Genomic DNA, 13,762 nt, shown 5'->3' with positions numbered 1-13,762 from the left:
GATGCCGCGATAATAACGGTCGAGCAGCGCTGACGTTCAGCCATGCCCTCGACCCCATGAAGAAACAACGAGAGCACGCCATGAAAACCGTTACCCTGAGCACGCTGCAAGCCTATAAGCGCGCCGGCGAAACGTTCAGTTGCCTGACCGCCTACGATGCCTCTTTTGCTCACGCCGCCAGCGCCGCTGGTGTCGATGTGCTGCTGGTCGGTGATTCGTTGGGCATGGTGCTGCAAGGTCACAGCAGCACGCTCCCCGTCACCATCGACGATATCTGTTACCACACCCGCTGTGCCGCGCGGGGCAAGGGCCATAGCCTGCTCATGGTCGACCTGCCCTTCATGAGTAATGCCACTACCGCCCAACTGTTACAGGATGGCGCAGCGCTGATGCGTGCCGGTGCCGAGCTGGTCAAGGTGGAAGGCGAAGCCTGGATGGCCGACGGCATTCGCGAACTGACGCGCCGGGGCGTGCCGGTATGTGCCCACCTGGGTCTGACCCCGCAAACCGTTTATCAGTTGGGCGGCTATAAGGTGCAGGGCCGCGAGGCCGAGCAGGCAGCGCAGATCATCGAGGATGCCAGGGTACTGGTAGAGGCCGGTGCGTCAGTCATTCTGCTCGAATGCGTGCCTGCCAGCCTTGGCAAAGCCGTCACCGAAGCGCTGGATGTGCCCGTCATCGGCATTGGCGCAGGGCCGGATACCGATGGACAGATTCTGGTGATGCACGATGTACTGGGGGTTACCCATGGCCGCACGCCGCGTTTCGTGAAGAACTTCATGAGCGAGGCCAGCTCCATTCAAGGGGCCTTCGAAGCGTACCATCAGGCGGTCAAGCACCGCACTTTCCCCGCCACGGAACACTGCTTCTAAGCGAGTCATTGCGAATTTCCTATGCGCACTTTGCGAGATATCAACGAGCTACGCGCCATGCTGCGCGAATATCGGCGCCAGGGGCAGCGTATTGCGCTGGTGCCCACCATGGGCAACCTGCATGCCGGTCACCTGGCTCTGGTGGCCACCGCCCGGCAGCACGCGGACGTGGTGGTCTCCAGCCTGTTCGTCAACCCGATGCAGTTTGGCCCGGGTGAAGACCTGGATGCCTACCCGCGCACCTTCGAGGCCGACCAGGCCCAGCTCACCGAGGCGGGCTGCCATGTTCTGTTCGCCCCCACGGTGAGCGCGCTCTACCCCAATGGCCTGGCGGCACAAACCCGCGTTCACGTGCCGGTGGTGGGCGAAGGGCTATGCGGCGGGTCACGCCCTGGCCACTTCGATGGCGTCTCGACGGTGGTCAGTATGCTGTTCCACCTGGTTCAGCCCGATGTCGCCTGCTTTGGCGAAAAGGACTATCAGCAGCTGGCGGTGATCCGCAAGCTGGTCGCCGACCTGCACATGCCCATCGAGATTCTGGGCGTGCCCATCGTGCGTGCCGAGGACGGTCTGGCCCTGTCGTCGCGCAATGGCTACCTCAGTGCCGAAGAGCGCGCCCAGGCGCCTGCGCTATATCGCACGCTGTGCGCATTACGCGAGGCGCTGGGGCAAGGCGAACCCACCGAACAGGTACTACAACGCGGCAAGGCTGCGCTGTATGATGCCGGCTTTACGCCCGACTATCTGGAGCTGCGTGACACCGAACTCAGCCCGGTCACGCCGTCCACCCACCAGGCCGTTCTGCTGGCGGCTGCCAAACTCGGCCCGGCACGGCTTATCGATAACATCAGTGTGCAGCTACCCAAGGCTGCCCGGAGCTAGCCGTTAGGCTGGCTCGTCATCCAGGAGTTTTCATGCATACCATCATGCTCAAGGCCAAGCTGCACATGGCCCGCGTCACCCACGCCGTGCTCAACTACGAAGGCTCCTGCGCCATCGACGGCGAGCTGCTGGACATGGCCGGGATCCGCGAAAACGAACAGATCCAGATCTACAACGTGGAGAACGGCGAACGCTTCACCACCTACGCCATTCGCGGCGAGGAAGGCTCACGGCTGATCTCCATCAACGGCGCGGCGGCGCATTTGGCCTCGCCTGGGCACCGCATCATCATCTGCAGCTACGCCCACTACTCCGAAGCCGAAGTGGAGCAGCACCAGCCCGCGCTGGTCTACCTGCAGGAAGGCAACCACGTCAGCCACACCAGCAATGCCATACCGGTACAGCTGGCGTAAGACGCATGCATTGAGAAACGACAGTTCAGAAACGATGTTTCCAGCGGGCCGTTGATCGGCCCGTTTTTATTTGCCAAAAAAAGCGTATTGCCGCAATGCACAACCTTCCCCTATGCTGGTAGCCAAGCCTGACACGACACGCAGTAACGTCGCTAATAACAAGAGATAGGCGACACGTCTATCTGCCATAGGAACGATGCAACACTCACTCAAGGAGTCAATGTATGCAAGACGTGGTCATTGTGGCGGCTCGCCGCACAGCTGTAGGCTCATTTGGCGGTTCACTTGCCGGTATTCCTGCCAGCGACCTGGGCGCGCTGGTCATCAAAGACATCATGGCATCGACGGGCGTGGCTCCTGAACAGATCGATGAAGTGCTGCTGGGTCAGGTACTGACCGCAGGCGTTGGCCAAAACCCCGCTCGCCAGGCCGCCATCAAGGCAGGCCTGCCAGAGAGCGTGCCGGCCATGACCATCAACAAGGTCTGTGGCTCCGGCCTCAAGGCGCTGCACCTGGCCACTCAGGCCATTCGCTGTGGCGATGCCGAGATCATCCTGGCAGGCGGCCAGGAAAACATGTCAGCCTCCCCGCACATCCTGCCGAATTCGCGTAACGGCCAGCGCATGGGCGACTGGAAAGCCATCGATTCCATGGTCCACGACGGCCTGTGGGACGCGTTCAACAACTACCACATGGGCATCACCGCCGAAAACCTGGCCGAAAAATACGCCATCACCCGGGAAGAGATGGACGAATTTGCCGCCGCTTCGCAGCAAAAAGCCGCCGCCGCCATCAAAGAGGGCAAGTTCAAAGGCCAGATCGTGCCGGTGGAAGTCCCCCAGCGTAAAGGCGACCCGGTGGTTTTTGATACTGACGAAAACCCGCGCGAAGTGTCTGCCGAGAAGCTGGGCGGCATGCGCCCTGCCTTCAAGAAAGATGGCACCGTGACAGCCGGCAACGCTTCATCGCTCAACGATGGTGCTGCCGTGGTCATGCTGTGCTCCGCTGAAAAAGCCAAAGAGCTGGGCCTGGAGCCGCTGGCACGCATTGCCGCATACGCCAACGCAGGGGTCGACCCGGCCATCATGGGCATTGGCCCGGCACCGGCCACCCGCCGCTGCCTGGAAAAAGCGGGCTGGAGCCTGGATGACCTGGACCTGGTCGAAGCCAACGAAGCCTTCGCGGCTCAGGCGCTGTCGGTCAACAAGGAGCTGGGCTGGGATACCTCGAAGGTCAACGTCAACGGCGGCGCCATTGCCATTGGCCACCCCATCGGCGCCTCCGGCTGCCGCGTGCTGGTCACGCTGCTCCACGAAATGATCGCCCGCGATGCCAAGAAGGGCCTGGCCACCCTGTGTATCGGTGGTGGGCAAGGGGTGGCGCTGGCCATCGAGCGCCCCTGATACCGCGCACTCGCGCTGTGATGACTGCCCCCGCACACGCGGGGGCATTTTTTTGCCTGACGGCTAGCGGTGCTTTTCCCCCACGATGCGCGCGGGGGTGCGCCATACCAGCAACATCCCCAGCAGGAACAGCCCCGCCGATGCCCACATGGTCACCGGCAGGCTGGTGCTGTCCACCACCTGACCGCCCACCATGGCGCCCAGGCCAATCGACATATTGAAGACAAACGCCATCAGCGCCGTGGCGGCTTCGGTATTGGGGGCCGTGCGCAGAATCCAGGTCTGGATACTGACCGAGACGCTGCCAAACACGGCGCCCCACAGCATCAGCAGCAGCACACCGCTGGTCGGTTGCACGCCCAGCAGCGGAAACAGCCCGACTACCACCAGCAGCAGGCTGGGGATGACCAACACCGCCCGATAAGGATGGCGCCCGGCAAAAGCCCCAGCGGCGATATTGCCCAGAATGCCTGCCGCCCCATAGAGCAGTAGCAGGCTGCCTACATGCCGCTGGGCCACGCCGCTGATCTCCTGCAGGATTGGGCTGATAAAGGTGTACGCCACGAAGTGCCCAACCACCACCAGACCGGTGGTCAGCACGGCGACCCGAACGCCTCGGTTTTGCAGCTGCTGCGCCAGCATGCGCAAGCGCACCGGCTCCCGGGGTGGAAGCGGCGGCAACCACACCCATAGCGCCACGGCGGTGAGCAGGCTCAAGCCGCCAAGGGCGCCGAAGGCCACCCGCCAGTGGCTGGCATCCCCCAGCAGGGTCCCCAAAGGCACGCCCAGCACCGAGGCTGCCGCCACGCCTCCGAAGATGATGGTCATGGCACGGGCCACCTGATGCGCCGGCACCAGGCGCGGCGCAATGCTGCCAGCAATGGCCCAGAAACCGCCAATACTCATCCCCACCAGCACCCTGGCGGCCAGGAGAAAGATAAAGGTCGTGGCCAGGGCCGACAGCAGGCTGCCAATGACCATCACCACCATCATCAGCGTCAGCATGATGCGGCGGTCCAGACGGCCGACGGCCACCGGCAGCAAGGGGGCAGAAAACGCCGCCACTACTCCCGGCACGGTAACCATCAATCCGGCCATGCCGGGGGTCACGCCCATGTCTGCGGCAACCTGCGAGAGCAGCCCAATGGGCAGCTGCTCGGCGGTTACCAGTAAAAAGATGCCGATCATCACGGCGACCACCGCCCACCAGCGCGGTGACTCCTGCTGCTCCATGCTGCTTCCTCTGTATGGGTCTATCAAAATACGTGGGGCTTCAAATATGCGGGGCTACCAAACGACACCGCCCCCACAGCCAGGGGCTGCAGGGGCGGTGGTCATACGCGGGTGGCCGATTAGCCTGCGATATCCGCCTCGGCAGCGGCAAACGCGGCCTTCTCTTCCTCGGTGATCTCTTTGATCGAGAGCTTCACGCGGTTGCGGTTGTCGATATCCAGCACCTTCACGACGACGTCGTCACCTTCGTTGAGGAAATCGCGCACGTTGTTGACGCGCTCGGCGACGATTTGCGAGATATGCACCAGGCCATCGGTACCCGGCATGATGTTCACGAAAGCACCGAAGTCGGCGATGCGCACGACCTTGCCCTGGTAGAGCTTGCCGATTTCCGCTTCTGCCGTGATGGCCAGTACGGTATCGATGGCCTTCTTGGCCGCCGCCTTGTCTTCGGCATAGATGCGCACGGTGCCGTCGTCATCGAGGTCGATGGACGCGCCGGTGTCTTCGCAAATCTTGCGGATGGTAGCACCGCCCTTGCCGATGACGTCACGGATCTTGTCCGGATCGATCTTGATGGTGGCCATGGAAGGCGCATTCTCGGAGACGTCGGTACGGCTTTGGCTGATCACGGCGTTCATCTGCGCCAGGATACCGATACGCGCATCGTGAGCCTGCTGCAGCGCGGTTTCCATGATCTCTTCGTTGATGCCTTCGATCTTGATGTCCATCTGCAGGGCCGTAACACCCTCTTCAGAACCCGCTACCTTGAAGTCCATGTCGCCCAAGTGGTCTTCGTCACCCAGGATGTCGGTCAGCACCGCGTAGCCGTCTTCGTCCTTGACGAGACCCATGGCAATACCCGCCACCGGGGCTTTCAGCGGAACGCCTGCGTCCATCAGCGCCAGCGAGGAGCCACAGACCGAGGCCATGGAGCTGGAACCATTGGATTCGGTGATTTCCGACACCACGCGAATGGTGTAGGGGAAATCTTCTTCGGAGGGCAGCATGGCCTGGACGCCACGACGAGCCAAACGGCCGTGACCGATTTCACGACGCTTCGGGCCACCCATGAAGCCTGCTTCACCCACCGAGTAGGGAGGGAAGTTGTAGTGCAGCATGAAGCGGTCTTTACGCTCGCCTTCCAGCGACTCGATCAGCTGCGAGTCGCGCAGCGTACCCAGTGTCGCCACGGCGATGGCCTGGGTTTCGCCACGGGTGAAGATGGCCGAGCCGTGAGTCTTGGGCAGCACACCGACTTCGATGGCCAGCGGGCGCACGGTGACGTTGTCGCGGCCGTCGATGCGCGGCTCGCCCTTGACGACGCGAGAGCGCACCACGCGCTTCTCCAGCGCCGCAAAGGCCCCCTTGACGTCATCGGCACTGAACTTGCCTTCCGAGGAGTCACCTTCTTCAGCCACCAGCTGGGCCAAAGCAGCCTCTTTCAGCTCGGCCAGCGCATCCTGACGCGCCATCTTGTCGGTAATGCGGTACGCATCGCCCACTTTAGCTTCGAACGCGTCGGCCATGGCGGTTTTCAGCGCCACGTTTTCGGCGGGCGGCTGCCAGTCCCAGCGCGGCTTGCCTGCTTCAGCGGCCAGTTCCTTGATGGCGTTGACCGCCACCTGCATCTCCTGGTGGCCGAACAGTACGGCCCCCAGCATTTCGTCTTCCAGCAGTTCCTGAGCTTCCGACTCCACCATCAGCACGGCGTTTTCGGTACCGGCCACCACCATGTCCAGCTCGGAGGTGGTCAGCTCTTCGACGGTGGGGTTCAGGAAGTAGCCCTGCTCTTCGTTGAAGCCCACGCGCGCAGCGCCAATCGGGCCATTGAACGGAACGCCTGAGATGCTCAGCGCTGCCGAGGTGCCCAGCATGGCCGCAATATCCGGATCATGGTTGCGGTCAGTCGACAGAACGGTACAGATCACCTGCACTTCGTTCATGAAGCCCTTGGGAAACAGCGGGCGAATGGGGCGGTCGATCAGCCGTGACGTGAGGGTCTCTTTCTCGGTGGGGCGACCTTCACGCTTGAAGAAGCCGCCAGGAATCTTGCCGACCGCGTAGGTCTTTTCCTGGTAGTGCACCGAGAGCGGGAAGAAGGATTGGGCGGGATTGACGTCTTTCTTCGCCACCACCGTACACAGTACGACGGTCTCGTCCATGGTGACCATGACGGCACCAGTGGCTTGGCGAGCGATACGCCCAGTTTCGAGGGTGACGGTGCTACGACCGTATTGGAACGTTTTCTTGACCGGATTCACGGCGACTTCCTTTAACATTAATAGCTACTTGTCTTTTCGCTTGGGTCGTTTTGACTCGCCACCATTCTAGGCGTTGACGCGGCTGACGGCTACCTCAAACAAAAAAACGGGCAGCTCGCAAGGAGCTGCCCGTTTTGAATCGTTGCCGTGACTGCTTAGCGACGCAGACCCAGTTTCTGGATCAGAGACTGATAGCGCTCGAAATCCTTACGCTTCAGGTAGTCCAGCAGCTTACGACGCTGGTTTACCATGCGGATCAGACCACGACGAGAGTGGTGATCCTGCTTGTTGGTCTTGAAGTGGTCCTGCAGGCCATTGATGTTGGCGCTCAGCAGTGCAACCTGCACTTCAGGGGAACCGGTGTCGTTGTCGCCGCGGCCGTATTCGTTGACGATTTCGGCCTTTTTCTCAGCGGTTAATGCCATCTGTCTCTCCAGTAAGCAATATGCCTAAAAATGAATGGGTGAGACCACGCATATTTGCAGTCTCAAGCTACTATTTTCGCGCAAATCGCCGCATCCTTGCAACGTTTTCACGGCGAAATTACGAACGAGCGACCGTACTCAACAGTCGCTTGGGAGCCACTTCCTGCGGCCCTTTTACAACGCCAAGACCGATAAAGGTCTCGGCGTGATAAAGTCGTGCCAGCGCATCTGCTGCCAACTCGCCACTGGCCAGCTGCACCGACTGCCCGTGGGCCAGCCTGTCATAGGCAGCATCGTCCACGCTGAGCGATGGCAGATGATCCACCAGCACATCGACGGGCATCAGTTCCGCCTCGCGATGGGCCTGACTTGCCAGCGCTTCCAGCGCCTCCAGGGTCCACATGGCGTCGCCACCGAAGGGGCCGGTCTTGAGCCTGCGCAGTTGACTGATGTGGGCACCACACCCCAGCGCCAGGCCAATGTCTTCGGCCAGGGTTCGGATGTAGGTTCCCTTGCTGCAACTGACTTCCAGCTCGAAGGCATGACCCTCGAACGCCAGCAGGCGCGCATCATACACGCTAACCCGCCGTGCTGCACGTTCAACCTGCTTGCCCTCGCGCGCCAGCTCGTAGAGCTTCTTGCCCTGGTGCTTCAACGCCGAATACATGGGCGGCACCTGGTCGATCTCGCCACGAAAGCGGACCAGCACGGCCTCCACATCCTCGGCGGTGAGGCTTGGCACCTCACGCCGCTCGATGACGTTACCCTCGGCATCGCCGGTGTCGGTGATCACGCCCAGTTCGACCCGGGTGCGATACATCTTGTCGGCTTCCAGCAGGTGTGCGGAAAACTTGGTGGCTTCCCCCAGGCAAATGGGCAGCAAGCCCGTTGCCATGGGGTCCAGCGTGCCGGTATGCCCGGCTTTCTGCGCCTCGAACAGACGGCGCACACGCTGGAGTGCATGGTTGCTGGAAATGCCCTTGGGCTTGTCCAGCAGCACCACGCCATTCACCGGTAATCCGCGACGGCGACGAGCCATTAGCGCGTCTCCTCACCCTGGGCGTCGGTGTCGTCCTCGTCATCTGATTGGCGGGCACGGTCGGTAGAGACCGCCTCGTCGATCAGCGATGAGAGGTGCTGGCCACGCACCACGCTTTCATCGTAATGAAAACGCAGCTCGGGCACGTGGCGCAGCTTGATGCGCTTGGCAATCTGGCTTCTCAGAAACCCCGAGGCGCGCTTGAGCACCTGCAGGTTTTCCTTGATACGCTCGGGCTCCTGTTCACCCAGCAGGGTGACATAGATATCGGCGTAGCCCAGGTCACGGCTGACGGCAGCGCCGCTCACCGTGATCATGCCAAGACGCGGGTCTTTTACTTCCCGCTGGATCAGTACCGCCAGCTCCTTCTGGAGCTGGTCGGCTACCCGGTCGGTACGCTTGAATTCGCGCATGTTGACTCCTCGCTGCCTTACAGGCTGCGCTCGACCTTCACTTGGTCAAAGACTTCGATCTTGTCGCCGACCTGAACATCGTTGTAGTTCTTCACGCCGATGCCACACTCCATGCCGTTACGCACTTCCTGTACGTCGTCCTTGAAGCGGCGCAGCGATTCGAGTTCGCCTTCGTAGATGACCACGTTGTCACGCAGAACGCGGATACGCTTGCTGCGGGAAACCGTGCCTTCGACGACCATACAGCCAGCCACCGCACCGATCTTCGGCGCGCGGAAGACATCGCGTACTTCGGCCACGCCCACGATCTCTTCTTTCCACTCGGGGGCAAGCATACCGCTCATCGCCTGCTTGACCTCGTCGATCAGCTGGTAGATGACGCTGTAGTAGCGCAGATCCAGACCTTCACGCTCGATGATCTCACGGGCTGCGGCATCGGCACGTACGTTGAAGCCGACCACAATGGCTTCAGACGCCAGCGCCAGGTTGGCGTCGGTTCCGGTGATACCACCCACGCCGGAGGAGACCACCGCCACTTGCACTTCGTCGGTGGAGAGCTCTTCCAGAGCGCCCTTGATGGCTTCCAGTGACCCCTGAACGTCGGCTTTGAGGACGATGTTGACCTTGGCCACTTCGTCCTGGCCCATCTGGCTGAACATGTTCTCCAGCTTGGCTTTCTGCTGACGCGCCAGGCGCACTTCGCGGTATTTGCCTTGACGGAAGTTGGCCACTTCACGGGCTTTCTTCTCGTCGGCCACGACCATGAAGTCGTCACCGGCATCCGGCGTGCCGTCGAGACCCTGGATCTCGACCGGCATGGCGGGGCCAGCGGTATCGACCTGTTGACCCAGCTCATTGGTCAGCGCACGAACGCGACCGTAGTGCAGGCCTGCCAGCACGATATCGCCCTTCTTCAGCGTACCGTTCTGAACCAGCACGGTAGCCACCGGGCCACGGCCTTTGTCCAGGCGAGACTCGACGACGACACCTTTGCCAGGCGCCGACGGAACAGCCGTCAGCTCAAGCACTTCGGAGGCCAGCTGGATCGCTTCCAGCAGGTCTTCCATGCCTTCGCCGGTTTTGGCGGACACGTGAACAAACTGAGTGTCACCGCCCCACTCTTCGGAGATCACGCCGTGCTGTGACAGCTCGTTACGAATGCGGTCGAAGTCCGCGCCCGTTTTATCGATCTTGTTCACCGCCACGACCATGGGCACTTCAGCCGCTTTGGAGTGCTCGATCGCTTCAACAGTTTGCGGCATCACGCCATCGTCGGCAGCCACGACCAGGATGACCACGTCGGTGGCTTTGGCACCACGAGCACGCATGGCGGTAAACGCCGCGTGACCGGGGGTATCCAGGAAGGTGACACCGCCGTGGTTGTCTTCCACGTGGTAAGCACCGATGTGCTGGGTAATACCGCCCGCTTCGCCGGTGGCGACCTTGGCACGACGAATGTAGTCCAGCAGCGAGGTCTTACCGTGGTCAACGTGACCCATGACGGTCACCACGGGTGAGCGGGTGATCTCTTCACCTTCGTAGGAGATGCCTTCCAGCATTTCCGTTTCCAGCGCGTCATCCTTCACCAGCTTGACCTTGTGACCCATCTCTTCCACGACGATCGCCGCAGTATCCTGGTCGATGGTCTGGTTGATGGTCACCGCCGCGCCCATGGTGAACATGGCCTTGATGACTTCGTTGGCCTTGATCGACATCTTGTCGGCCAGCTCGGCAACGCTGATCGATTCAGGGATCGAGACTTCACGCACGATCGGCTGAGTCGGCTTCTGGAAGCCGTGCTTGCCGTTGCCGCTCTGGCTGGCGCCGCCACGACGACCACCACGGCGCTCGGCACGCTTGACCTTCTTGCCGCCACCGCCACGCTTGCGCTCTTCGCGATCACCGCGATCGTCGTCATCGTCGCGGCCTTTTTTCTTGGCAGCGGTTTTCTTGGGCGGTGCCGTGCGACGGTCGGTACGACCTTCCTTCGGCGGTGCAGGCGGCAGGTCTTCACCCGTCGGTGCATCGTCGATTTCCAGGTCAGGCACGGCGATGTCCGGCACTTCTGCCGCCTTGGCCTTGGCTTGCTCTTCCGCTGCTTTGCGTGCAGCGTCTTCAGCCGCCTTGGCTTTTGCGGCAACGGCTTTCTCTTCCGCCGCTTGGGCTTCCTGCGCTTTGCGCTCGGCTTCCGCTTCGGCCATGTCGCCTACCAGCTGGCGCGGGCCAGAGTGCTGGGGCTCGGCAGCCTTGGGCTTCTCTTCTTCACGCTTGACGTAGGTCTTCTTCTTGCGCACCTGAACTTCGATGGTTTTACCGCGCTCGCCGGTCTTGATGCGGCTACGGGTTTTACGCGTCAGGGTGATGCGGTTCTTGCTCGGCTCGTTGTCGCTGCCGCCGTGGCTCTTCTTCAGAAAGCTCAGCAGCGTCTGCTTGTCTTCTTCAGACACGGCGTCGCTTTCCGAGGCGTGCTGCAAACCGGCTTCTTTCATCTGTTCCAATAGGCGGGGCACATCGCGGCCCACCTTCACTGCAAAATCTTTAACTGTCATATCCGACATAGTGACCCTCCTCAGCCCGTGACCTGTTTACTGTGTGTTCGAATCCGATGTGTCGTCGGTTTCGAACCAGGGCGCACGGGCAGTCATGATCAGTGCCGCTGCGCGCGCTTCGTCCAACTCCTCGATATCGACCAGATCGTCGACAGACTGCTCGGCGAGATCTTCCATTGTGACAATGCCGCGGCTGGCGAGAATGAAGGCCAGGTGGCGCTCCATACCGTCCATTTCCAGCAGGTCATCCGCTGGTTGGGCACCGTCCAGCGCTTCTTCCGAGGCAATCGCCATCGTCAGCAGCTCGTCTTTTGCGCGTGCACGCAGCTCTTCCACCAGCTCTTCATCGAACTCTTCGATTTCGAGCATCTCTTCCAGCGGCACGTAGGCAACTTCTTCCAGGGTGGTGAACCCTTCTTCAACCAGCAGGCGGGCAACGTCTTCGTCCACTTCCAGGTGCTGAACGAACGTGTCCACCAGGCTATCGATCTCCTGCTCGCGCTTGGATTCCGCCTCGTCTTCGGTCATGACGTTGATACGCCAGCCGGTCAACTCGGACGCCAGGCGCACGTTCTGGCCGCTGCGACCAATGGCCTGGGCCAGGTTGTCCTGGGCGACCGCCACGTCCATCGCATGGGCGTCTTCGTCCACCAGAATAGACGCCACATCGGCAGGCGCCATGGCATTGATGACCAGTTGCGCCGGGTTGTCATCCCACAGCACGATATCGACGCGCTCGTTCTGCAGTTCGGAAGAGACCGCCTGCACCCGCGAACCACGCATACCCACACAAGCGCCCACCGGGTCGATACGGCGGTCGTTGGTTTTTACCGCGATCTTGGCCCGAGAGCCGGGGTCGCGAGCCGCCCCTTTGATTTCGATCAGCTGCTCGGCGATTTCCGGCACCTCGATCTTGAACAGCTCGATGATGAACTCCGGGCAGGTACGCGACAGCTGCAGCTGGGCACCACGGGCATCCGGGTCCACCTTGACCAGCAGCGCACGCACTCGCTCGTTCATGCGGTAGCGCTCGCCGTGAATCATCTCGTTGCGCGGCAGGAACGCTTCGGCGTTCTCGCCCAGGTCGATGATCAGGCCATCACGGGTGGTTTTCTTGACGATACCGGCCACCAGCTCGCCTTCACGGTCTGCGTATTGACGCACGACCTCGGCACGCTCGGCTTCGCGCACCTTTTGGACGATGACCTGCTTGGCAGTTTGTGCCGCAATGCGGCCAAACATGGCGTTTTCGATCTTCTGCTCGACCACATCGCCCAACGCCAGCGGCGGATCCCGCTGCTCGGCGATGCTCTGCTTGATTTCGTAGTCGGGCGTCTCGAACTCATCGTCTTCCACGACGGTCCAGTAGCGGAAGGTGTCGTAGTCGCCGGTTTTACGGTCGATACGCACCCGCACATTGGCTTCTTCCTGCTCGAAACGCTTGCGCGACGCGCTGGCCAGCGCGGCTTCTACCGCTTCGAAAATTACATCACGGGGGACGCCTTTTTCGTTGGAGATCGCGTCCACGACCATTAAGATTTCTTTACTCATGCGTATGCCTCGCCAGAAAACCTGTCCTTTTGTGCGCCGACCCGGCATCTACCGGAAGCCGCCACCCGTTATTCTTCGAACTGCGGGACAACGTGCGCAGCGTCAATGCTTTCAATGGGAAAGCAGTACTCCTCACCTTCCATTTGCAGCAGCACTTCATCCCCCTCGACCCCAGCCAGCAGCCCCTGGAACTTGCGCCGACCATCGAAAGCGAGACGTAGCTTCAGCGCCACCTGATGGCCCTGGTAACGGGTGAAGTGGTCCAGAGAGTAAAGGGGGCGTGCCATACCGGGTGACGAGACTTCCAGGCGGTACTCGCCGGGAATCGGATCTTCCACATCCATCACGGCACTGACTTGACGGCTGATGTCGGCGCAATCTTCCACGCTGACACCGCTCTCGCGCTCGATATAAATGACCAGCCGCGAATGCTTGCCCTGGGAAACATGCTCGATGCCCCAAAGCTCGAAGCCCATGGCGGCAACGATGGGTTCGATAAGCGCATGAAGCGCAGCGTGTTTTGTGGCCACAGACAAAGCTCCTATAGCCGTTGCATCAGGCACCTGGCCAGGAGTCTTGATAAAAGCCAGGAGGCTGATTGGCATTACCTGGGAATGTGTCTCTGGCTACTGAACAACGTCCGCGCGTGAGACACTCTTGGCTCGCAAAAAAGCTACTAACAAAAAGCCCCTTCACAGGAAGGGGCTTTTCGAAAGAA

General features: G+C 61.2%; 12 protein-coding genes. 4 read left to right on the top strand and 8 right to left on the bottom strand.

Annotated elements, in window-relative coordinates; all coding sequences use genetic code 11:
• Positions 1-80: 80 nt before the first annotated feature.
• The 4 genes from panB (at position 81) to B7L72_RS07850 (ending at position 3,570) form a co-directional block, all read left to right on the top strand.
• On the top strand, positions 81-872 hold the full coding sequence (gene panB, locus B7L72_RS07865; RefSeq protein WP_016915934.1) for a 3-methyl-2-oxobutanoate hydroxymethyltransferase: 792 nt from the start codon (positions 81-83) through the stop codon (positions 870-872).
• A 21-nt stretch (positions 873-893) separates the two neighbouring features.
• Positions 894-1,754, top strand: coding sequence for a pantoate--beta-alanine ligase (gene panC / locus B7L72_RS07860; protein WP_016915933.1), 861 nt, complete (start codon positions 894-896; stop codon positions 1,752-1,754).
• A 32-nt stretch (positions 1,755-1,786) separates the two neighbouring features.
• The gene (gene panD, locus B7L72_RS07855) at positions 1,787-2,167 is read left to right on the top strand and encodes an aspartate 1-decarboxylase (RefSeq protein WP_016915932.1); all 381 of its coding nucleotides are present in this window, start codon (positions 1,787-1,789) and stop codon (positions 2,165-2,167) included.
• 224 nt (positions 2,168-2,391) lie between these two features.
• Positions 2,392-3,570 (top strand): acetyl-CoA C-acetyltransferase, encoded by a 1,179-nt coding sequence (locus B7L72_RS07850; RefSeq protein WP_016915931.1) that lies wholly within the window; start codon positions 2,392-2,394, stop codon positions 3,568-3,570.
• A 63-nt stretch (positions 3,571-3,633) separates the two neighbouring features.
• Here the strand turns inward: B7L72_RS07850 and B7L72_RS07845 are convergent, their stop codons facing one another.
• The 8 genes from B7L72_RS07845 to rimP all read right to left on the bottom strand — a co-directional run bounded on the left by B7L72_RS07845 (position 3,634) and on the right by rimP (position 13,574).
• A complete protein-coding gene (locus tag B7L72_RS07845) occupies positions 3,634-4,803 on the bottom strand; it encodes an MFS transporter (RefSeq protein WP_016915930.1) in 1,170 nt (389 codons plus the stop codon).
• Positions 4,804-4,922: 119 nt separating this feature from the next.
• Complete coding sequence (gene pnp / locus B7L72_RS07840) at positions 4,923-7,085, bottom strand: polyribonucleotide nucleotidyltransferase (RefSeq protein WP_081193556.1); 2,163 nt, start codon at positions 7,083-7,085, stop codon at positions 4,923-4,925.
• Between the two features lie 137 nt (positions 7,086-7,222).
• Positions 7,223-7,492, bottom strand: a complete 270-nt coding sequence (gene rpsO / locus B7L72_RS07835) for a 30S ribosomal protein S15 (protein WP_016915928.1) — start codon at positions 7,490-7,492, stop codon at positions 7,223-7,225.
• Between the two features lie 118 nt (positions 7,493-7,610).
• Positions 7,611-8,531, bottom strand: a complete 921-nt coding sequence (gene truB / locus B7L72_RS07830) for a tRNA pseudouridine(55) synthase TruB (protein WP_016915927.1) — start codon at positions 8,529-8,531, stop codon at positions 7,611-7,613.
• Positions 8,531-8,944 carry a 30S ribosome-binding factor RbfA gene (gene rbfA, locus B7L72_RS07825; protein WP_016915926.1) on the bottom strand — a complete coding sequence of 138 codons (414 nt, stop codon included), beginning with the start codon at positions 8,942-8,944 and terminating at the stop codon, positions 8,531-8,533. The genes truB and rbfA overlap by 1 nt, the downstream gene beginning before the upstream one ends.
• Before the next feature lie 17 nt (positions 8,945-8,961).
• Positions 8,962-11,502, bottom strand: a complete 2,541-nt coding sequence (gene infB / locus B7L72_RS07820; protein WP_081193554.1) for a translation initiation factor IF-2 — start codon at positions 11,500-11,502, stop codon at positions 8,962-8,964.
• Between the two features lie 27 nt (positions 11,503-11,529).
• Positions 11,530-13,044: a transcription termination factor NusA gene (gene nusA / locus B7L72_RS07815; protein ID WP_026001951.1), complete on the bottom strand. Its 1,515-nt coding sequence runs from the start codon at positions 13,042-13,044 to the stop codon at positions 11,530-11,532.
• A gap of 68 nt (positions 13,045-13,112) precedes the next feature.
• A complete protein-coding gene (gene rimP / locus B7L72_RS07810) occupies positions 13,113-13,574 on the bottom strand; it encodes a ribosome maturation factor RimP (RefSeq protein ID WP_081138051.1) in 462 nt (153 codons plus the stop codon).
• Positions 13,575-13,762: the final 188 nt, after the last annotated feature.

Origin of the sequence: Halomonas sp. BC1 (assembly GCF_002078135.1) — a bacterium.
In the GTDB taxonomy this organism is placed as follows: domain Bacteria; phylum Pseudomonadota; class Gammaproteobacteria; order Pseudomonadales; family Halomonadaceae; genus Vreelandella; species Vreelandella stevensii.
The sequence above is the reverse complement of the archived record's forward strand: the minus strand, read 5'-3'. Positions and strand labels throughout refer to the sequence as shown.

What these genes read in the sequence shown, in the direction of transcription:
- panB (WP_016915934.1), top strand. Translation starts at nt 81, where the DNA reads ATGAAAACCGTTACCCTGAGCACGCTGCAAGCCTATAAGCGCGCCGGC.
- panC (WP_016915933.1), top strand. Translation starts at nt 894, where the DNA reads ATGCGCACTTTGCGAGATATCAACGAGCTACGCGCCATGCTGCGCGAA.
- panD (WP_016915932.1), top strand. Translation starts at nt 1,787, where the DNA reads ATGCATACCATCATGCTCAAGGCCAAGCTGCACATGGCCCGCGTCACC.
- B7L72_RS07850 (WP_016915931.1), top strand. Translation starts at nt 2,392, where the DNA reads ATGCAAGACGTGGTCATTGTGGCGGCTCGCCGCACAGCTGTAGGCTCA.
- B7L72_RS07845 (WP_016915930.1), bottom strand. Translation starts at nt 4,803, where the DNA reads ATGGAGCAGCAGGAGTCACCGCGCTGGTGGGCGGTGGTCGCCGTGATG.
- pnp (WP_081193556.1), bottom strand. Translation starts at nt 7,085, where the DNA reads ATGTTAAAGGAAGTCGCCGTGAATCCGGTCAAGAAAACGTTCCAATAC.
- rpsO (WP_016915928.1), bottom strand. Translation starts at nt 7,492, where the DNA reads ATGGCATTAACCGCTGAGAAAAAGGCCGAAATCGTCAACGAATACGGC.
- truB (WP_016915927.1), bottom strand. Translation starts at nt 8,531, where the DNA reads ATGGCTCGTCGCCGTCGCGGATTACCGGTGAATGGCGTGGTGCTGCTG.
- rbfA (WP_016915926.1), bottom strand. Translation starts at nt 8,944, where the DNA reads ATGCGCGAATTCAAGCGTACCGACCGGGTAGCCGACCAGCTCCAGAAG.
- infB (WP_081193554.1), bottom strand. Translation starts at nt 11,502, where the DNA reads ATGTCGGATATGACAGTTAAAGATTTTGCAGTGAAGGTGGGCCGCGAT.
- nusA (WP_026001951.1), bottom strand. Translation starts at nt 13,044, where the DNA reads ATGAGTAAAGAAATCTTAATGGTCGTGGACGCGATCTCCAACGAAAAA.